This is a genomic window from Rhodococcus sp. F64268 (assembly GCF_023015605.1).
GTDB lineage: Bacteria > Actinomycetota > Actinomycetes > Mycobacteriales > Mycobacteriaceae > Rhodococcus.
Map to the genome: position 1 here is coordinate 342,213 of NZ_JALKAI010000002.1, position 20,237 is coordinate 362,449.

Annotated in this window: 16 protein-coding genes and 2 riboswitches; of the genes, 10 read left to right on the top strand and 6 right to left on the bottom strand. The window is 67.0% G+C overall.

Annotation, left to right across the window (positions count from 1 at the left end):
* Positions 1–261 precede the first annotated feature (261 nt).
* Positions 262–774, top strand: a complete 513-nt coding sequence (locus MWU77_RS06105; protein WP_169687025.1) for a hypothetical protein — start codon at positions 262–264, stop codon at positions 772–774.
* Between the two features lie 35 nt (positions 775–809).
* Here the strand turns inward: MWU77_RS06105 and cobF are convergent, their stop codons facing one another.
* A complete protein-coding gene (cobF, locus tag MWU77_RS06110) occupies positions 810–1,559 on the bottom strand; it encodes a precorrin-6A synthase (deacetylating) (protein WP_247273174.1) in 750 nt (249 codons plus the stop codon).
* Positions 1,556–5,152 carry a cobaltochelatase subunit CobN gene (gene cobN / locus MWU77_RS06115; protein WP_247273175.1) on the bottom strand — a complete coding sequence of 1,199 codons (3,597 nt, stop codon included), beginning with the start codon at positions 5,150–5,152 and terminating at the stop codon, positions 1,556–1,558. Before cobN ends, cobF begins: the two co-directional genes overlap by 4 nt.
* A gap of 52 nt (positions 5,153–5,204) precedes the next feature.
* A riboswitch (cobalamin riboswitch) is annotated at positions 5,205–5,422 on the bottom strand.
* A 13-nt stretch (positions 5,423–5,435) separates the two neighbouring features.
* Here cobN and MWU77_RS06120 point away from each other — a divergent pair.
* From MWU77_RS06120 to MWU77_RS06130, 3 genes are read left to right on the top strand one after another with little or no spacing between them, the layout of a single operon-like run.
* The gene (locus MWU77_RS06120; protein ID WP_247273176.1) at positions 5,436–6,524 is read left to right on the top strand and encodes a cobalamin biosynthesis protein CobG; all 1,089 of its coding nucleotides are present in this window, start codon (positions 5,436–5,438) and stop codon (positions 6,522–6,524) included.
* Positions 6,521–7,171, top strand: a complete 651-nt coding sequence (locus MWU77_RS06125) for a precorrin-8X methylmutase (protein WP_169687028.1) — start codon at positions 6,521–6,523, stop codon at positions 7,169–7,171. The genes MWU77_RS06120 and MWU77_RS06125 overlap by 4 nt, the downstream gene beginning before the upstream one ends.
* Positions 7,168–8,682, top strand: coding sequence for a precorrin-2 C(20)-methyltransferase (locus MWU77_RS06130; RefSeq protein WP_247273177.1), 1,515 nt, complete (start codon positions 7,168–7,170; stop codon positions 8,680–8,682). Before MWU77_RS06125 ends, MWU77_RS06130 begins: the two co-directional genes overlap by 4 nt.
* 31 nt (positions 8,683–8,713) lie before the next feature.
* On the opposite strand, the gene MWU77_RS06135 is transcribed toward MWU77_RS06130, so the two are convergent.
* Complete coding sequence (locus MWU77_RS06135; RefSeq protein ID WP_247273178.1) at positions 8,714–9,262, bottom strand: TetR/AcrR family transcriptional regulator; 549 nt, start codon at positions 9,260–9,262, stop codon at positions 8,714–8,716.
* Between the two features lie 7 nt (positions 9,263–9,269).
* The gene (locus tag MWU77_RS06140; RefSeq protein WP_169687031.1) at positions 9,270–10,709 is read right to left on the bottom strand and encodes an MFS transporter; all 1,440 of its coding nucleotides are present in this window, start codon (positions 10,707–10,709) and stop codon (positions 9,270–9,272) included.
* 236 nt (positions 10,710–10,945) lie between these two features.
* On the opposite strand from MWU77_RS06140, the gene MWU77_RS06145 reads away from it, so the two are divergent.
* From MWU77_RS06145 to MWU77_RS06160, 4 genes are read left to right on the top strand one after another with little or no spacing between them, the layout of a single operon-like run.
* Entirely contained in the window at positions 10,946–13,270 is a 2,325-nt protein-coding gene (locus MWU77_RS06145; RefSeq protein ID WP_247273179.1) for a xanthine dehydrogenase family protein molybdopterin-binding subunit, read from the top strand.
* Positions 13,267–14,151, top strand: a complete 885-nt coding sequence (locus MWU77_RS06150) for a xanthine dehydrogenase family protein subunit M (protein WP_169687033.1) — start codon at positions 13,267–13,269, stop codon at positions 14,149–14,151. The genes MWU77_RS06145 and MWU77_RS06150 overlap by 4 nt, the downstream gene beginning before the upstream one ends.
* On the top strand, positions 14,151–14,636 hold the full coding sequence (locus tag MWU77_RS06155; RefSeq protein WP_247273180.1) for a (2Fe-2S)-binding protein: 486 nt from the start codon (positions 14,151–14,153) through the stop codon (positions 14,634–14,636). Before MWU77_RS06150 ends, MWU77_RS06155 begins: the two co-directional genes overlap by 1 nt.
* Before the next feature lies 1 nt (position 14,637).
* Entirely contained in the window at positions 14,638–15,474 is an 837-nt protein-coding gene (locus MWU77_RS06160) for a mycofactocin-coupled SDR family oxidoreductase (RefSeq protein ID WP_247273181.1), read from the top strand.
* On the opposite strand, the gene MWU77_RS06165 is transcribed toward MWU77_RS06160, so the two are convergent.
* Positions 15,467–16,222: a cobalt-precorrin-4/precorrin-4 C(11)-methyltransferase gene (locus tag MWU77_RS06165; RefSeq protein ID WP_247273182.1), complete on the bottom strand. Its 756-nt coding sequence runs from the start codon at positions 16,220–16,222 to the stop codon at positions 15,467–15,469. The two genes, MWU77_RS06160 and MWU77_RS06165, sit on opposite strands and share 8 nt — an antisense overlap.
* Complete coding sequence (cbiE, locus tag MWU77_RS06170) at positions 16,219–17,418, bottom strand: precorrin-6y C5,15-methyltransferase (decarboxylating) subunit CbiE (RefSeq protein WP_247273183.1); 1,200 nt, start codon at positions 17,416–17,418, stop codon at positions 16,219–16,221. Before cbiE ends, MWU77_RS06165 begins: the two co-directional genes overlap by 4 nt.
* Positions 17,419–17,474: 56 nt before the next feature.
* Positions 17,475–17,671: riboswitch (cobalamin riboswitch) on the top strand.
* Between the two features lie 33 nt (positions 17,672–17,704).
* Between cbiE and MWU77_RS06175 the strand changes: the two genes are divergently transcribed.
* Positions 17,705–19,600, top strand: a complete 1,896-nt coding sequence (locus MWU77_RS06175) for a VWA domain-containing protein (RefSeq protein ID WP_247273184.1) — start codon at positions 17,705–17,707, stop codon at positions 19,598–19,600.
* The gene (cobO, locus tag MWU77_RS06180) at positions 19,600–20,214 is read left to right on the top strand and encodes a cob(I)yrinic acid a,c-diamide adenosyltransferase (RefSeq protein ID WP_169687039.1); all 615 of its coding nucleotides are present in this window, start codon (positions 19,600–19,602) and stop codon (positions 20,212–20,214) included. The genes MWU77_RS06175 and cobO overlap by 1 nt, the downstream gene beginning before the upstream one ends.
* Positions 20,215–20,237: the final 23 nt, after the last annotated feature.

Genomic DNA, 20,237 nt, shown 5'->3' on the forward strand with positions numbered 1-20,237 from the left:
CAGCGGACCCTGCGGCGGCACGCAGTGGGTCCGTCAAACGGATGCGACGTTCCCCTCGGCCGGTCGACCCGGACGGCCGAGGGGAGCGTCGGCACCGAACTTCTGATAGGCGGCGCGACTCCCTCGGGCCCCGCGACCGACACCGACGAGGACTGACGCCTCTACTGGTTCCGGGTTTACCCTGGTAAGCGACACCTTGTACCGGATCGTGCACGGACGGCCATAATGGCCTCTGGTGTGGTCGAAGGAGGAGGCGTGCCCGTGAGTGAGAACCTGTCGGCGTACCGGAGCGACTTCGCGCGGATCGAGAAGCGGATCGCCGGGGAGTTCGATGCGGGGAAGCGGCGCTGGGTGCTTGCCGGGTTCATGGCGCTGTTGACCATCGGGCTACTGCTGCCGTTGACGTCGACGCAGTGGTCGTGGACGGCGCTCGCCGACTGGTTCGGTGGCGGCGCCCCCGTCTCCATGCCGCTGCGGATGTTCGTGACGCTCGCGGCGGTGTTCGGGGTGCTCGTGTCGTCGATAGCACTGGCCCGGCGCAGCTGGAGGTTCGCGGTTGCAGCGACGCTCGGCTGCGGTCTCGGCTCCTTCTTCGGACTCTTCGGCTACTGGTCGCAAACGGGAATGATCGTCGACGGCCCGCACGCTCCTGGGGTCGGGATGGTGATCGCGTGGGTGTCGATGGTCGCGCTGACTTCGCAGTGGTTACCGATCGCGCTCAGCAAGTCGCCCACCGACCCCCGCCCACGGCCGACGCTGATCCGCTCGCACTGACCTCCGTCATCTCTGCGCGGCTCAACGAGCGCGGCTCATCGCGCCCGGCGCAACAGATAGGTGTCCATCACCCAACCTCGCGCGGACCTGGATCGCACCCGGGCTACGTCGATGGCGTCGAGCACGTCATGCAGACGTCCCGCGACGAGTTCCTCGTCTACCGTTCCGAGGTTCGCGCCCCACCAGATGTCCCAAGCGCCGTCGAGTTCCCGGCAGGCGAGCTGCCCGTCGAGCATGACGATGAGATTGTCCGCTCCCGATGCGACCTCCTCACCGAGGCGCCGACCGGTGGTGATCGTGATCGGGCCACCGATTCTGTTGAACACCAAACGATGCCGGGCAGCGAGCAGTTGAATGCTGCTCACACCGGGCACGACGTCGTAGTCGATGTCGAGCACACCGCGATCACGGATCCGCTCGACGACGCGAATAGTGCTGTCGTACAGGCTCGGATCGCCCCACACCAGAAATCCGACTGTCTCCTCGTCACGGATCTCTGCGTTCAGCACCGCCTCGTACGCCTCGGCGCGGGCCGCATGCCAGTCGCGTACCTCCGTCCCGTACTGCTCCGGCGCCCGGTCGCGTGGCGGGTCCGGCACCACGATCGTGCGGTACCGACCGGTGGTGTGTCGGCACAGGATCTGTTCACGCACCGACACGAGGTCGTCCACACCGCGCTGCTTGTCGGCGACGAGGAACACGTCGACACTCTCGAGTGCCTTGACGGCCGCGACTGTGAGATCGTCCGGACCTCCCGGCCCGATCCCGATCAGTCGCAACCTCATCCGCGGTCCTCGAGATCACCTTCGACGTCGAGGTACGCCTGTTGCAGCGCCTTCAGGGTCTCCGGATCCGGCTCTGCCCACAGTCCGCGATCGGCCGCCTCGGTGAGCCGTTCGACGATCCCGCGCAATGCCCACGGGTTGGCCTCACGCAGAAACTGCTGGTTCTCCGAGTCGAGCGCATAGTTCTGCGCCAGCGACTCGTACATCCAGTCCTCGACGACCCCTGCGGTGGCGTCGTAGCCGAACAGGTAATCGACGGTGGCGGCGAGTTCGAATGCGCCCTTGTAGCCGTGCCTGCGCATCGCGGAAATCCAGCGCGGGTTGACGACACGCGCGCGGAACACGCGTGCGGTCTCCTCGCTGAGCGAGCGGGTGCGCACGGTGTCGGGGATCGTCGAATCACCGATGTACGCCTTGGGATCGGTGCCCGTGAGTGCGCGCACCGTGGCGACCATGCCGCCGTGGTACTGGAAATAGTCGTCGGAGTCTGCGATATCGTGCTCGCGCGTGTCGGTGTTCTTCGCGGCCACCGCGATCCGGCGGTAATTGGCGCGCATGTCGTCGGCCGCGGCGATGCCGTGCAGGTCACGTCCGTATGCGAATCCGCCCCACGCGGTGTACACCTCGGCGAGGTCGGCGTCGGTGCGCCAGTTTCCGGAGTCGATGAGCTGGAGGATTCCGGCACCGTACGAACCCGGCTTGGATCCGAAGATGCGGCGCACGGCTCGCTCGGCGTCGCCGTGTTCGGCCTCGTCGCGCTGCGCGTGGGCACGCACGTAGTTCATCTCGTCGGGTTCGTCGAGAGCCGCGATCATGCGGATCGCGTCGTCGAGCATGCCGATCACGTGCGGGAACGCATCGCGGAAGAATCCGGAGATACGCACGGTGACGTCGATGCGCGGTCGGCCGAGTTCGCCCAGCGGCACGATGGTGAGTTCACGGACGCGACGGGATTCCGGGTCCCATTCGGGGCGGACACCGATGAGGGCGAGCACCTCGGCGATGTCGTCGCCGGCGGTGCGCATCGCGGAGGTGCCCCACACCGACAGACCCACCGACTGCGGGTACTCACCGGTGTCGGCGAGATACCGCTCGATCAGTGCGTTCGCGAGCGCGACGCCCGTGTCGTAGGCGAGTCGGCTCGGCACGGCTTTGGGGTCGACGGTGTAGAAGTTGCGGCCGGTGGGCAGCACGTTGACGAGGCCGCGCAACGGCGAACCCGACGGACCAGCGGGAACGTACCCGCCGTCGAGGGCATGCAGGACGGCATCGAGTTCGTCGGTGGTCTGCGCGAGACGCGGCACCACCTGTTCGGCTGCGAAGGCCAGCACCCGCGACACCTCACTGTCGGCGTGGCCGAGTACCGATTCGACTGTGGTCGGGGCGGTATCGACACTCCAGCCGCCGTCTTCCATCGCCTGCACGAGCGCGCGAGCCTGGGTTTCGATCGCATCGACCTCGGTCAGCGGCGCATCGGTCTTCAGTCCGAGCGCTGTCCGCAGCCCGGGCACTGCGTGACTCTTGCCGCCCCAGACCTGGGCGGCGCGCAGGATCGACAGCACCAGGTTGACGCGTGCGTCACCTTCGGGGGCGGCACCGAGCACGTGCAGGCCGTCGCGGATCTGAGCATCCTTGACCTCGCACAACCAGCCGTCGACATGCAGCAGGAAATCGTCGAACTCGGCGTCGTGCGGCCGGTCGTCGAGTCCGAGGTCATGGTCCAGTTTCGCGGCCTGGATCAGCGTCCAGATCTGCGCGCGGATCGCGGGCAGCTTTGCGGGGTCCATCGCCGCGATGTTGGAGTACTCGTCGAGTAGCTGTTCGAGCCGCGCGATGTCGCCGTACGACTCCGCGCGGGCCATCGGGGGAATCAGGTGGTCGACGATCGTCGCGTGTGCGCGGCGCTTGGCCTGCGCGCCCTCACCGGGGTCGTTGACCAGGAACGGGTAGATCAGCGGCAGGTTCCCGATGGCAGCGTCGGTCGCGCACGACGCCGACATCCCGGCATTCTTTCCGGGCAACCACTCCATCGAGCCGTGCTTCCCGAGATGGACGACGGCGTCGGCACCGAAACCCTGCTCGACCCATCGGTATGCGGCGAGGTAATGGTGCGACGGAGCCATGTCTGGATCGTGGTAGATCGCAACGGGATTCTCACCGAATCCACGCGGCGGCTGGATCATGAGGACGACATTGCCGGCCTGCAACGTGGCCAGGACGATCGCGTCCCCGTCGACGAACAACGAGCCGGGCGCCGGCCCCCATGCCTCGGTCATCGCGTCGGTGAGCTCGACGGGCAGGTCCTTCGTCCACTCCAGGTACTCGGATGTGTTCACTCGCACCGGGTTACCGGCCAGCTGGTCGGCTGTGAGCCATTCCTCGTCCTGACCACCTGCATCGATCAGCGCGTGGATCAGGGTGTTTCCGGCTTCTGTGTCGTCGTCGACATCCATCCCGGGGAAACCGGCGCCGAGGTCGTATCCGAGGTTGCGCAGTGCTCGCAGCATCTTGATCGCCGACACGGGGGTGTCGAGACCGACGGCGTTGCCGACGCGTGAATGCTTGGTGGGATAGGCCGACAGCATGATCGCGATGCGCCGGTTGGCGGGCGGGACATGCCGCAACCGGGCGTGCGCGACCGCAATGCCTGCCACGCGACGGCAGCGTTCCGGATCGGTGACGTAGCGGGGCAGGCCGTCTGAGTCGAGTTCTTTGAACGAGAACGGCACCGTGATGATGCGGCCGTCGAATTCGGGAACCGCGATCTGGGTCGCGGAGTCGAGCGGGGACACGCCGTCGTCGGAGTCTGCCCAGCTGTCGCGGCTCCACGTCAGGCACAGCGCCTGCAGAATCGGAATATCGAGCGCGGCAAGGGCTCCCACATCCCATGCCTCGTCCTCACCGCCTGCGCTCACCGTAGCGGGCTTGGTGCCACCGGCGGCGAGCACCGTGACGACGAGGGCGTCGAGGCTGCCGAGTTCAGCGAGGAGGTCGTCGGAAGCCCCACGCAGCGAGGCGCAGTGCACGACCACGCCCTGAGCCTTGCCGGTCGCGTCGATCGCGTCGGCCAGATCGTGTGCGAACTGCACGTTTCCGCTGGTGTGGTGGGCTCGGTAGAACAGCACGCCCACCCGTGGCAGCGACCTGTCGGCCGGGGCAGGCCGGTCCAGTACACCCCATTCGGGCAGTTCGGCGGGCGGCTCGAAACCGTCACCTCCGAGCAGCACCGTGTCCGACAGGAACGCGTGGAGTTGGGCGAGGTTCGCCGGGCCGCCGTGAGCGAGGTAGCGGTGTGCTTCTGCAGCGGTGCCGATCGGCACCGTCGAGTAGCTCATGAGCTCGGCGTCGGGCGTCTGCTCACCGCCCAGCACGACGACGGGGACGCCGCGGGCGCGGACCGCATCGAGCCCGTCCTGCCAGGACCTCGCAGAGCCGAGGATCCGGACTATCACCAGGTCTGCGCCCTCGAGCATTCCGCTCAGATCGGTGGTCACATCGAGACGCGATGGGTTCCCCACAGCCCAGTCGGCACCGCTCGAGCGGGCCGACAGCAGGTCGGTGTCCGACGTCGACAACAGAGCGAGGCGCGTCACGACGCACCGCAAAACCCAAGGCACACGGCCATGTTCAGTCTCCAAAACCCTCGTGGACTACTCATGCCGTGGCCGGTCTCCTGGCTGACGGATCATCGCTGCTGCGCCGACCTTCCCGGACTTTCGTCCAGTGGTCTCCGTTCCGGCAGGCCGGTACGGACGAGGGCGAACAACTACCCGCTCACAGTGGCGAGGGCCGCGCCGGTTTCGCACCGGCTTCCCGTAACCACGACGTCGCCAGCGTAGCGCACCATTTTCCAGGGATGTGCAAGCATGTGCCTCCGTGGAGCATGTCTCGCCCGAACTTCCGCCCGATCGCTGTCCCGGATTGCTGCGGCCGCACCACGCCGCCGACGGCGCGCTGGTGCGACTGCGCGCGCCAGGAGGCCGTCCGCCCGGCCGCGCGCTCGGGCGGCTCTCGGCCGCGTCACAGATGTTCGCCGACGGTGATGTGCACCTGACATCCCGGGGGAACCTGCAGGTCAGGGGCATCTCCGTCGACGAGCACGGCAACGTCGCCGCCGGTCTCACCGACGCGATCGTCGCCGCCGGGCTACTGCCGTCGGCGTCGCACGAGCGGGTACGCAACGTGGTCGCATCACCGCTGTCGGGGCTCGCCGGTGGGGTCGCCGACATCAGGCCGCTGATCGGTGCGCTCGATACCGCACTGTGCGCGGAGCCGGCGCTCGCCGAGCTGCCCGGCCGGTTCCTGTTCGGCCTCGACGACGGCCGTGGCGATGTCGCCGGACTCCGCTGTGATCTTGCGGCCGTCGCTGTGGACGCCGGGACCATGAGAATTGTGATCGGTGAGATGAACGGTCCGACGGTGGCATCGTCGCAGGTCGTCGATACTCTGATCGGCCTGGCTCTCCGGTTCGTGCGGATGCGCGGAACGCTCTGGCACGTGCGGCAACTTCCCGGGCATGGCACCGAACTCGGCGGCCTGAACCCCGCGCCCGAGCTTCCACCGTATGCGATGCCGTACGGAGTGCTCGAAAACGCGGTATCCGCGCTGGTCCCGCTCGGAATCCTTACCCCGGGCATGGCCTCGGCCCTGCCCGACGACGGCGTGATCATCACCCCGTGGCGCGGCGTGGTCCTGCCCCAGGGGGCCGATATCTCCGCGTTGTCCGCCGCGGGCTTCGTCGTATCGGACGACTCCGCGTGGCCCAGGGTCACCGCGTGCACCGGATCGCCCGGGTGTAGCCTCGCCCGAGGTGATACCCGGGCTCTGGCCCGTCGCACCGTCGCTTCCGGCACTGCAGCAGATCGCCTCCATATCGTCGGTTGCGAACGCGCCTGCGGTGCACCTCATTCCCCGCACAACCTTGTTTTCGCCAGCCGTTCGACGTCACACAGGAGCTCGACGTGACCCTGCAGCCACCACCCCGCCGCTACGAGTACGAAACGGACGGCGCTGAAATCTACGTCCGTTCGTTCGCGACGATCCGAGCCGAATCCGATCTTGCCGCGATTCCGGGCGACGCTGAGAAGGTCGCGGTGCGGATGATCCATGCGAGCGGCCAGACCGACCTGACGAACGATCTGGTGATCCATCCCGATCTGGTGTCCGCGGCCCGCACGGCCCTGAACGCGGGCGCCCCGATTCTCGCCGACGCGAACATGGTTGCGGCGGGCGTCACCCGCAAGCGACTGCCCGCCGACAACGAGGTGCTGTGCCTGCTCGGCGATCCTCGCGTACCGGGCCTGGCCCAGCAGTGGAACACCACGCGCTCGGCTGCGGCCGTGTCGCTGTGGACGGAGCGGCTGGAGGGATCGGTCGTCGCGATCGGTAACGCGCCCACCGCACTGTTCCACCTTCTGGAGATGCTCGATGCCGGCGCACCGCGACCCGCGGCGATCATCGGCGTGCCGGTGGGGTTCATCGGCGCCGCCGAATCCAAAGAGGCCCTGATCGAACATGATCTGCGGATCCCGCACCTCGTGGTGCGGGGCCGTCGGGGTGGATCGGCGATGGCGTCGTCGGCGCTCAACGCACTGGCTCAGGAGACGGAATGACCGGCAGGATCTACGGGGTCGGGCTCGGACCCGGCGACCCGGAACTCATCACCCGCAAGGCCGCTCGCCTGATCGCGGAGGCCGACGTCATCGCCTACCACTCGGGCACGCATGGCCGGTCGATCGCGCGCGGCATCGCGGCCGGACTGATCCCGGACGGCGTGATCGAAGAAAAACTGGTGTATCCCGTCACCGTCGGCACCACCGACCACCCCGACGGATACGACGGGGCGATCGCCGATTTCTACGACGAGTGCGCTGCGCGTCTTGCCACCCACCTCGACGCCGATCGCACCGTCGTCGTGCTGTGCGAAGGCGACCCGTTGTTCTACGGGTCGTACATGTACCTCCACGACCGACTTTCGAAGCATTATGCGGCCGAGGTGATTCCCGGTGTCACGTCGTTCTCGGCCGCGGCGGCCGCATCCGCAGAGCCGCTCGTGCGGCGCACCGATGTACTCACCGTCCTCCCGGGTACCCTTCCCGAGCCCGAATTGGCGAGGCGACTGGCCGATACCGACGGCGCGGTCATCATGAAACTGGGCCGCACCTTCGAATCGGTGCGAAGCGCACTGGAACAGTCCGGACGACTCGACGATGCCGTGTACGTCGAGCGTGCAACCATGGACGGGCAACGCATCGTCGCAGCCGCAGACGTGGATCCCGATACGGTTCCGTACTTTTCGGTGATCCTCACAGCCGGAGACAAAGCTCCTCGGAACCGGGGAGTGATCGACCGATCCCGCCCCGCCGCGCCCGAGGCGGAAACCTCGGTCGAGACACACGAATTGCTGGTGATCGGACTCGGTCCCGCCGACGACAGATGGCTCACTCCCGAGGCATCGTCGGCTCTCGCGTCGGTCGATCATGTCGTCGGATACGGTCCGTACGTCGATCGGGTTCCGGTTCGCCCCGACCTGCAGCGACATTCGAGTGGGAACACCGTCGAGGTGGATCGCGCCAGGTTCGCACTCGACCTGGCATTGTCCGGTGAGAAGGTGGCCGTGGTGTCCGGCGGTGACGCCGGCGTGTTCGGGATGGCGTCGGCGGTGTTCGAGGCCGCGCAGGATCAGAAGTACTCGTCCGTGCCGATCCGTGTGCTGCCGGGAGTGTCGGCGGTGCAGGCCGTCGCAGCCCGCGCAGGGGCACCCATCGGCGGGGATTTCGCAGTCATGAGCCTGTCGGATCGGCTCAAGCCGTGGAGCGTGATCGAGAAGCGGCTCACCACAATTGCAGAAGCCGATCTCGTGCTGGGGATCTACAATCCCGCGTCCCGGTCGCGGACGACGCAGGTCGCCGATGCCCGATCGCTTCTCCTGCAGCATCGGCCCGGCGACACCGTCGTCGTGATCGGGCGGGACGTGGGCAGGCCGGGTGAGTCGCTCGAGGTCACCACCCTCGAGAAGCTGGATCCCGCGAGTATCGACATGAAATGCCTGCTCATCATCGGTGCGGCAGGGACCTCCACATTGCCGTCCGGCTCGGTGTGGACGAAACGCTCGGTCGAGTAGACCCGGCGCGCTGCACTCGGTGATGCAGGAGTCAGAGTTCGGTGTCGTCGATGATCTGCTGCACGAGCGCACCGTACGCCTCGATCAACTTCGCGCTGTCGATCGCCTGGGGCGTCAGGATCTCGAAGGTGCGCAGGCCGCTCGCCAGGCCCAGCAGCAGTGTCACGACCATTCGGGCACGCGCCTTGTCGGGGGTCTGCTCTCCGATCACCGCTGCGATCCGAGGCACCACTCGTTCCGTCATCTTCGCGCGGGCAGTTTCGGGATCCGGGGCTTCCTGTACGAGATACGGGGCCATTGCCCAGAATTCGTAGTCGCCCGAGTTTCGGCGTTCGACGATGGCCCGCACCAGCCGATATCCGGGCGGTTCCTCAGCGGGATCGAGATCTGCGAGTCCAGGAGATTCGGGCGCAGCAGCTTGGAAGAGTTCGGCCTTACTGCCGGTCAGCTTCATCACCAGAGCGGGTGAGACACCGGCCGCCTCGGCGATATCCCTGATGGTGGTGCCGTTGAAACCCCGCTCGGCGAACAGCGGCCGGGCGGCGTCGAGAATGGTGTCGCGAGTCGTCCGTTCGCTCATCGCCGACTCACGCCGCCTCGGCCGTGTCGGCGACCGGAGGCGTGCGCACCGGCCGATGCTTCGGCAGCAGCACGGCGCACAGCGTAGCCGCGAACGTGGACAGACCCGCGATCACGAAGATCACGATGATCGCGCCGTGCGCAGGGAAGGTCACGCCGGCTGCGTCGATGGTGATACTCGCGAGCAACGCAGCAACGACCGCGCTCATGCTCGACATCCCGATGGTGCGCAGGAGACTGTTGAGTCCGTTCGCGGCAGCTGTGTCGGTGACCGGAACAGCTGCCATGATCAGCGCAGGCAAGGTCGCGTAGGCCAAGGCGTTGCCGATGCTCACCATCGCGGCACCGATGATGATCAGCGCGACGGTGTCGTCCCACGCGATGCGGAAGAGGTACGCGACGGTCATGACGATCGTTCCGAGCATCAGGGTGAAGCGCCCACCGAGCCGCATGGTGAGCTTCCCCGCTATCGGTGAGGTCACGAACATCGCCAGGCTGCCGGGGATCATGCACAATCCGGCGGTGGCAGCGCTGAGCCCGAACCCGAATCCGGTGATCTCGGGTAGCTGCAATTGTTGTGTGGTCGCCAACAGGCTGGCGTACGCGGAGAATCCGATGAAGAGCCCGGCGAGGTTGGCGAGCAGCACCGGACGCCGCGCCGACACGCGCAGGTCGACCATCGGGGCCTTCACTCGCAATTGATACGGCACGAGAATCGCCGTGATCACGATGGCCGCCGCGAAGCACGCAACGGTCTGCGCACTCGACCACCCCCACGCCGGACCCTTCGAGATCCCCAGGAGCAGAGCTGTGAGGGCGAGCGACAGCAACAACGCACCGAGGATGTCGAAGCGGGCGCGGGTTCCCGTCGCGGATGCGGGGACGACGAGCAGGATGCCCAGCATGAGCAATGCGCCGACTGCAGCAGACACCCAGAAGACGGACGTCCAGCCGAAGTTGTCGTACAGCGCGCCCGCCGCAGGCATGCCCAGTGCACCACCGATTCCCATTGTGGAACTGGTGAGCGCGACAGCTCCGGCGACTTTCTCGCGAGGAAGCACATCGCGCAGGACCGCCATCGCCACCGGAATGAGCGACGACGAGAATCCCTGCAGGCCGCGTCCGATGAGAACGAACAGATAGTCGCCTCCGATCGCGGCGATCAGCGCACCGGCGACCATCATCGACAACGACAACACCATCATCCGGCGCTTGCCGTACATGTCGGCCATCCGGGAGACGATGGGCGTGGCCACCGCTCCGGTCAGCAAGGTGATGGTGATGAGCCAGCCGACATCACCCGCGGTGACATCGAGCAGTTCCGGGAGATCCGGTAACAGAGGTACCACGAGGGTGGTCTGGAGAGCCACGACGAGACCCGCGACGCTCAACAGTGCCGTGATCACCCCGCTGGACGCCGCACTTCGCGACGGGGTCGCTGTGTCCATCCCGAACCTCCATCGCCACTTCGGTGAACGTCGTTCACCCCACGCAGTGAACGCCGTTCACCGGCCGACTGTCAACCACCCGCACATCGCCGTTCTCCGACGTCACGCGGCACACCCGGGCCCCGCACCTGCGAGAAGAGCATGCTCTCTTGAAGAGAATGTGATTGACACCTCACTCCGAGGGGTGCTAGACACTTGCTCAGCATCCACCGAAGGCCGAGGTGAGAATTTCTGTGATGAGGCCCAGCATTTCCGCTTACGTCGGGACTCGCATCAAGCGAGTCGAAGACCCCCGACTCCTGACCGGCGCCGGCATGTTCGTCGACGACGTCACACGACCGGGCATGCTCCACGCATGCTTCGTGCGCAGCCCACTCGCGCGCGCCCGCATCGTCGACATCGACGTCAGCGAGGCCCTCGCACTCGAGGGGGTCCACGCGGTATACGTCGCCGCCGATCTCGCACCGGGAATCCACGAGCAGACCTACGCACTCGACGGGCCGTACATGCCCGCCCTGAACTGGCCCCCACTGGCCGAGGACGAGGTGCGGTTCGTCGGCGATCCTGTCGCACTGGTCATAGCTCGCGACCGGTACATCGCCGAGGACGCAGTCGAACTCGTCGCCGTCGACTACGAGCAGCTGACGCCGGTTATCGACTACACCACGGCCGATCGTGCCGACGAGCAGGTCCACGCTGCGCATCCCGCCAACATCGCCGCGGCGATGGGCGGCCCGCTGCCCGACGAGCTGGCGAAAACGTTCGACGAGGCAGCCCACGTCGTCTCCCGCACCATCCATCAGCAGGCCTATATCGCGGTTCCCATGGAGACCCGCGGCCTCGTCGCCGAGTGGTCGGCCGGCGAGATGACCGTCTGGGCCTCCACGCAATCCCCGCACGAGGTCCGCGGCTTCACCGCCCGGCTCCTCGGACTCGACGAGCACAGCGTCCGGGTGATCATGCGCGACACCGGCGGTGGCTTCGGGCAGAAAGTCGTTCCGCAGCGCGAGGACATCGCCGTGTTACTCGCCGCCAGAAAACTTCCGGCCGCAGTGAAATGGATCGAAGACCGCCAGGAACACATGATGTCGGCAGGCATGGCCCGCCAGGAATGCGGCGACGCGCGTTTCGCCTTCGACGCCGACGGCACACTGCTCGGTGCCTCGATCGACCACGTCCAGAACGTCGGCGCCTACCCCATACCGTCACCGGTGACGTCCGGGGCGGTCGTCGGGATGCTGTTCCCCGGACCCTACCGGGTTCCCGCCGCAGCCTTCTCGATGAAACTGACGTACACGAACACCGTGGGGCGGGTCGCGTACCGAGGGCCCTGGCAGTTCGAGTCCCTCGCCCGCGAGATGCTCCTCGATGTCGCAGCACGTCAGATGGACATCGACCCCGTCGAACTCCGGCGACGCAACATGCTCAGCGCAGCCGATCTGCCGTTCGCCAACCCGCTGGGTATGCCGTACAACGACTCGACACCACTCGAGACGTTCGAGCATGCACTGTCGATCCTCGACTACGACGCGTTCCGGAAGGAACAGGAGCGCGCACGCGCCGACGGACGCTACCTCGGGGTCGGCACCTGTACCTATATCGAACCCACCACGGGTGCAACGCCGTTCCATGCCACCGAAGGTGCGACGATTCGGATCGAGCCCTCGGGCAAAGTGAACGTCTACGTTGCAGGTGGGTCGTCCGGCAACAGCCTCGAAACCGCCGCCGTGCAGCTCACCGCAGATGCGCTCGGAGTCGACATCGCCGACGTCCACACCATCCAGGGCGACACCGCGATCACCCCGTTCGGCGCCGGAACCGGTGGCAGCCGTTCCGGGTCGATGATCGCGGGAGCAGTCCGGGAAACCGCGTCGGTGCTGCGCGACCGCATCCTCGCCATCGCCGCGCACAAACTCGAGGCCGCAGTCGAGGACATCGAATTCGTGGACAGTCGCGCGACGGTCCGTGGCGTTCCGTCCGTCGGGATCACCCTGAAGGAGATCGCCGAGATCTCCTACTTCCAGGCCGAGACACTGCCGCCCGGTGTGCCTCCCGGACTCGAATCCAGCGGCCGTTACCATTCGCCGTCCATGATGTTGTGGGCCAACGCGACCCACGTCTGCACATGTGAGGTCGACATCACCACAGGTGCCGTGAAGATCCTCCGGTTCATCGTCGGCGAGGACTGCGGTCCGATGATCAACCCGGATATCGTCGAGGGCCAGATCTACGGCGGCACCGTTCAGGGAATCGGTGGTGCGCTCTACGAGCACCTTGCGTACGACGACGACGGTAACCCCGTGACCACCACCTTCATGGACTATCTGCTTCCCACTACCGACACTGTCCCGGACATCGAGATCGGGCATGTCGAATCGCCCAGCGCCGGGCCCGGCGGCTACAAGGGTGTCGGTGAGGGTGGTGCGATCGGGGCGTCCCCCGCTGTGGTCAACGCGGTCGCCGATGCGTTGGCACCCTTCGGAGTGGAAGTGAACAGCCTGCCCTTGTCCCCGGCCACGATCATCCGAATGCTCGACGAAGTCCAGGCGGTGAAGGCATGAAGCCCTCGGCATTCGACTACCACGCACCCGGCACCGCAACCGACGCGGTCGCGCTCATCGCCGAACTGGGCGACGAAGCAAAGTTCATCGCGGGCGGGCAGAGCCTCATGCCGATGCTCAACCTGCGGCTCGCCGTGTTCGACCACCTCGTGGACCTGCGCAAACTCACCGAATTGCGCGGGATCGAAAGGCGCGGCGACACGATGTGGATCGGGGCGGGCACCACGCACTCGACGGTCGGTCGTTCCGCCGAACTCACAACGGCGGTCCCCCTGTTGTCCCGCGCGACGCCGTTGATCGGCCACTTCCAGATCCGCAACCGCGGCACCCTCGGAGGCTCGATCGCCCACGGCGACGGGGCCGCCGAATACCCAGCGGTGGCAATGACATTGGATGCAGAGATCGAGGCATTGTCGCCTCGGGGCAACCGCACCATCGCGGCCTCGGACTTCTTCACCGGCATGTGGACGACCGCGCTGGAGACCGACGAATTGCTCACGGGCGTGAGCTTTCCGACGTGGAGCGGACGCTCCGGCTTCGCGATCGAAGAATTCGCGCGACGGACAGGCGACTTCGCACTCGCCGGAGCAGCGATCGCGATCCGCCTCGATGCTGCCTCGACGCTGGATCGGTGCGCGATCACACTGTTCGGCGTGGCTCCGACCCCCGTCCGAGCCACCGCGGTGGAGTCGGAACTGCTCGGGCGCAGCATCCGCGAGATCGATGCCGAGGAGGTCGGACGAAGCGCACTCGGTTCGCTCGACACGGTGTCGGACGACCTGCACGGACCCGCGACCTACCGCAGGCGGGTGGGAGCGACGATCACAGCGCAGGCGTGGCGTCGCGCGGTGGATGAGGCAACAGCTCGGGAGGAACTCTGATGACCGATGTCGATATCGAAGTTCGTGTCAACGGGAGCCCGCGTCGCGACTCGGTGCCCCCGCGACTGACCCTGGCCGACTACCTTCGGGTCGACTGCGGACTGACCGGAACACATCTCGGCTGCGAGCACGGAGTGTGCGGCGCGTGCACCGTCCTACTCGACGGGCAGGCCGTTCGTGCGTGCCTCGTCTTCGCGGTGCAGGCCGACGGCGCCGAGGTCACCACGATCGAAGCGATGGCATCGGACGACGGTACGTTGTCGCCGGTCCAAGCCGCATTCCGAGATCATCACGGACTCCAATGCGGTTTCTGCACACCGGGGTTCATCGTCTCGGCCACGGCGTTCCTGGAGGAGAACCCGTCGCCGACCGATGGAGAGATCCGGGAAGCATTGTCCGGGAACATCTGCCGATGTACCGGCTACCAGGGAATCATCGCGGCAGTGAAGGCTGCCGCGGCCACCACAACAAGCACAGGGGAGTGACATGACGGGACGGGTCGAAGGCAAGGTCGCATTCATCACGGGTGCAGCACGCGGTCAGGGACGCAGCCACGCGGTGAGATTGGCGGAAGAGGGTGCCAACATCATCGCGGTCGACGTCTGTAAGCAGCTGGACGGGGTGCCGATCCCGATGTCGACTCCCGAAGATCTCGAGGAGACCGTGTCGCTGGTCGAGAAGGCGGGCGGCAAAATCTACGCAGCCCAGGCCGACGTCCGTGACATGGCGGCGATGCAGGCGATCGTCGACGACGGTGTCGCGCAGTTCGGTCGCCTCGACATCATTTGCGCCAATGCGGGTCTCGCGAGCTCGGGTGACCGTCTCGATGCTCTCGACGAGAAGGGTTGGCGCGACATGATCGACGTCAATCTCACGGGTGTGTGGGTGACGACCCGCGTCTCGGTGCCGCACATGCGCGAAGCCGGCAACGGTGGTTCGATCATCCTCACCAGCTCGGTCGGCGGCATTCGGGCACTGCCGCAGGTGGGTCACTACGTCTCCGCGAAGCACGGCATGATCGGCATCATGCGCACCCTCGCGATGGAGCTCGGCGAAGAAAGCATCCGCGTCAACGCGATCTGCCCGACGCAGGTGAGCACTCCGATGCTTCTCAACGAGGCAACCTTCAAGATGTTCCGGCCCGACCTCGAGCACCCGACCAAGGACGATTTCGCTCCGCTGTCGCAGATGATGCATGTACTGCCGACACCGTGGGTCGACGCGATCGACATCAGCAACGCGGTGCTGTTCCTTGCATCCGAGGAGTCCCGCTTCATCACCGGCGTCACCCTGCCCGTCGATGCGGGTGCGATGCTCAAGTGAGCCGGTCGCGTGCCGGATCGTAGAGATGCGAGCACGCGATGTCGGGCGTGCCCCGGACACCGAGGGCACGCCCGACGAGTATCACCGCGGTGTGTTTCAGCCCGGCCGCCTCGGTCTGGTCGGCGATATCGGCGAGGGTGCCGCGCAACACGATCTGATTCGGTCGCGACGCGAACGCCACCACTGCCGCGGGGCAGTCGGGTCCGTAGGTCTCGGAAAGCTCGGCTGCAAGCACACGTATGCGGGTGATGGCCAGGTGCAGAACCACACTCGCCTGAAGACCCGCGACCCGCGCAAGCGCTTCGGTGTCGGGCATCGACGTCGACCGCGCCTGTGTGCGCGTGAGCACGACGGTCTGTACGAGTTCCGGCACGGTCAGTTCCGTGCCGAGCGTCGCCGCAGCAGCCGCGTAGGCAGGCACACCCGGCGTGACGTCCCACGCCACACCCGCGGCGTCGAGGCGCCGGGTCTGCTCGGTGAGCGCCGAATACAGCGACGGGTCACCCGAGCACAGTCGCACCGCATCGTGGCCGCGACGGTCGGCGTCGACGAGGTGCGCAGTGATCTGATCGAGGTCGAGATGCTGGGTGTCGATCAGTTCGGCCTCGCTGCTGCAATGCGCAAGAATCTCGGCGTCGAGATACGTGCCCGCATACAGCACGACCGGTGCTGCGCGGAGCAGGTCGACGGCACGCAGCGTCAACAGATCCGCGGCACCAGGGCCGGATCCCACGAAATGTACTGTCATCGATCACCTTTCGTGACACTCCATTGAACCACCGGGCGCAACGACTGCCATCCGGTGAATCGTCCGATCGAGGAGGCCTGCTCGACGGACAACCGCGACAGCTCACCTCCACATTCCTTCCACCACTGCACCAGCACTGCCTCGGTCTCCAGGGTCACCGCGTGCACGACGAGCCGACCACCCGGCCGCAGCGACTGCCAGCAGGTTTCGAGCACGCCGTCCCGGCTTCCGCCGCCTCCGACGAAGATCGCGTCGGGTGCAGGCAACCCGGAAAGCGCTTCGGGTGCCCCGCCTCTCACCACTGTCAGCGACGGGACGCCGAGCCGGGCGGCGTTGGTGACGATCGTGTCGGCCCGTGCCGAATCCCTCTCGACCGCGATGGTGCGGCATCGTGGATCGGTGCGGGCCCATTCGATACCGACCGATCCGGCACCGGCACCCACGTCCCACAGCAGCTCCCCGGGCCGGGGCCCGAGTGCACACACCGCGGCGGCCCGGATGGGCCGTTTGCTGAGCTGACCGTCGTTCTCGAAGCAATCGTCCGGGAGTCCCGGGATCGTGGACAGCCCCTCCGCACCGGCGCAGTCGATACACAGGAGACTGAGCTGCGGAGCTGTGATATCCACGAGATCGGCTGCGGTACCGTCGATTCGGCTCTCCTCACCACCCAGGTCGCCGAGTACCGTCACCCTCGCATCGGGGAACCCCTCCTCCACGAGCAGCCGCGCAATCTCCGCAAGGCTCGACGAGTTCGAGGTCAGGACGATCATCCGGCGACCTCGAGTCAGGTAACGACGCAGTGTGTCGATGTCGCGGCCGACGAGGGTCACGGTGTCGCATTCCTCGGCGGACCACCCCATGCGGGCCCGGGCGAGTGCCACGGACGACACGGCGGGGATCACCTCGACCGCGTCGCCGCCGAGACGGCGAATGAGGGTCGAGCCGATCCCCGAGACCAAGGGGTCGCCGGATGCCAGCGCCACGACTGTGCCGGAATGCCGAGCGAGCAGGTCGTCGAGACCACTGAGCAGCGGGGACGGCCACCGCTCGCGGACCGCGTCGGTGGGCGGGAGCATCGCGAGGTGACGCTCACCGCCGAGCAGCACGTCGGCAGCGAGTATGCGCTCGCGGCCGGTCGCCGGCACGCTGCTCCAGCCGTCGGCGCCGATTCCGACGACGGTGATTCGAGAACCCATGGCCGTGAACAGTAGCCCGTGGTCCGGGAGACGGGTGGGTGTGGATAGACTCGGCCGCAGCAACACACATCGAAGGTGCCCTTCACAGGGATAATCGGGAAGCCGGTGAGAATCCGGCACAGGCCCGCTGCGGTGACCCGGGAGTCGTCGATCATGCGCATGAGCGCAGCCACTGGACCGCCAGGTCCGGGAAGGTGATCGCACGACGCTCGACCGGGAAGTCCGAAGACCGGCCTTCGATCGGTTGCCGAAGTGGACATCCCAGCGGGAGCCTGTGGAGGTTGGAGTGCTCGTGTATCCGTTCAGCGCTGTCGTCGGTTCCGACGACCTGGCGCTGGCCCTGACCCTGTGCGCGGTGTCGCCGTCGATCGGCGGTGTGCTGGTGCGCGGCGAGAAGGGCACCGCCAAATCGACCATGGTGCGTGCGCAAGCGGGGTTGTTGCCGCAGGTCGCAGAAGTCGACGGCTGCCGGTTCGCTTGCGACCCGGCCTCCCCCGATCCGCACTGCCCCGACGGCCCCCACTCGGCCGACGCGCTGTCGCACCTCCGGCCCGCACGGCTCGTGGAGTTCCCCGTCGGCGCGAGCGAAGACCGCGTCACCGGCTCGTTGCACCTCGGCAAGGCGCTGTCGGCTCGTACGGCCGAGTACGAGCCGGGTCTGCTCGCGCTCGCACACCGCGGCGTGCTGTACGTCGACGAGGTGAACCTGCTGCACGACCACCTCGTCGATCTACTGCTCGATGCCGCCGCGATGGGGCGCTCGACGGTGGAGCGAGACGGCGTGTCCGTGAGTCACGCTGCGACGTTCGTGCTGGTTGGAACCATGAACCCCGAGGAGGGTGAGCTCCGTCCGCAGCTCCTCGACCGGTTCGGGCTCGCCGTCGATGTCGCAGCGCCCCGCGACCCGCAGTTGCGCGTCGAGATCGTGCGCCGTCGCCTCGCATTCGACGCGGACCCCGACTCGTTCGTCGCGCAGTGGTCCGCGGCCGAGCAGGATTTGTCCCGGCGGATCGCATCGGCCCGCGAACGCGTGGCGACGGTGCGACTGGGCGACGACGCTCTGGTCTCGATCGCCGAGATATGCGCGGCGTTCGACGTCGACGGTATGCGCGCCGATCTCGTCACGGCCAAGACCGCGGTCGCGCATGCGGCATGGTCCGGTCGTGACGAGGTGACCCGCGAGGACGTGGCGGTCGCGGCGAAACTCGCGTTGCCGCATCGGCGGCGCCGCAACCCGTTCGACGATCCCGATACCGATGACGACCTGCTCGACGACTTGCTGAACCGGCCCGATTCGCAGCCTGATCCCGACCTCGATCCCGACGACGACCCCGACGGTGGCGGCGCACCCGACCCGGAGGACTCCCCTGCAGACTCACCGTCCGGCTCGAACGCAAGCGTTCCGAACTCGGTGGATGCACCGGCCGATCCGTACCGGACACGACTGTTCTCCGTCGACCGCACCGGACGTGGCGTCGCGGGCCGGCGATCGAAGGCGGCCACCACCATCGGGCGCACCGTCGGCGACCGCGCCGGCGACACCGGCTCGATCCACCTACCCGCGACGATCCGCGCGAGCGCGCTGTCCTCACGCGGCTGGGAGGTGCGACGCAAGATCGTCGAGGGCCGGGAAGCGAACCTCGTGTTGCTGTGCGTCGACGCGTCCGGGTCGATGGCCGCCAGACAGCGGATGACACAGGTCAAGACAGCGATCCTGTCTCTGCTGCTCGACGCGTACCGTCGCCGCGACACCGTCGGCCTGGTGACGTTCCGTGGCAACAGCGCCACCGTCGCATTGCCCCCGACCAACTCCGTCGATGTCGCCGCAGCCCGGCTGCGGGAGCTCCCGGCCGGAGGACGCACGCCCCTCGCCGAAGGACTCGCCGAGGCCGCCGAGACGCTCCGGCGTCATCGGCTGCGCGACCCGGACAGGCGGGCGCTGCTCGTCGTCGTCACCGACGGACGCGCGACCTCGGGCACCGACGCGGTCGCCCGTTCACTCGAGGCCGCCGATGTCCTTCGGGCCCAGGGGGTCGCGGCGGTCATCGTCGACTCCGAGACCGGTCGCTTCAGGATGGGGCTCGCGGCGCAACTCGCCGACCGGCTCGGCGCCGAATATGTGCAGGTGGGCGAGGTTCATGCCGATGCCCTCACTTCGATCGTGCGTGGGAGGGCAGCCTGATGCCGAAGGGACAACCCGAGGTCGTACCGAACGACGGGCTCACCACCCGCCAACGCCGCAACCGGCCCCTGCTGATGGTCAACACGGGCGACGGCAAGGGCAAGTCCACCGCCGCCTTCGGGTTGGCCTTGCGCGGCTGGAATCAGGGTTGGTCGGTCGCGGTGTTCCAGTTCGTGAAGTCGGCGAAGTGGCGGCTCGGCGAGCAGACCGCGTTCGAAACCCTCGGTGAGTTGCACGACGAGCGCGGCACCGGCGGCGCGATCGAATGGCACAAGATGGGCTCGGGCTGGTCGTGGTCGCGCAAGGAAGGCAGCGACGAGGACCACGCCGCCGATGCTCTCGCAGGGTGGCGCGAAATTCAGCGACGTCTCGCCGCGGAGCAACACGGACTGTACGTGCTCGACGAGTTCACCTATCCGATCAATTGGGGCTGGATCGACGTCGAGGAGGTCGTCGAGACGCTGACGTCGCGGACCGGACATCAACACGTGATGATCACCGGGCGTCGCGCCGACCCCAAGCTGATCGAGGTCGCCGACCTGGTCACCGAGATGACGAAGATCAAGCATCCGATGGATGCAGGGCAGAAAGGCCAGAAGGGCATCGAATGGTAGAGGGTACAGCGTGGTAGAGGGTG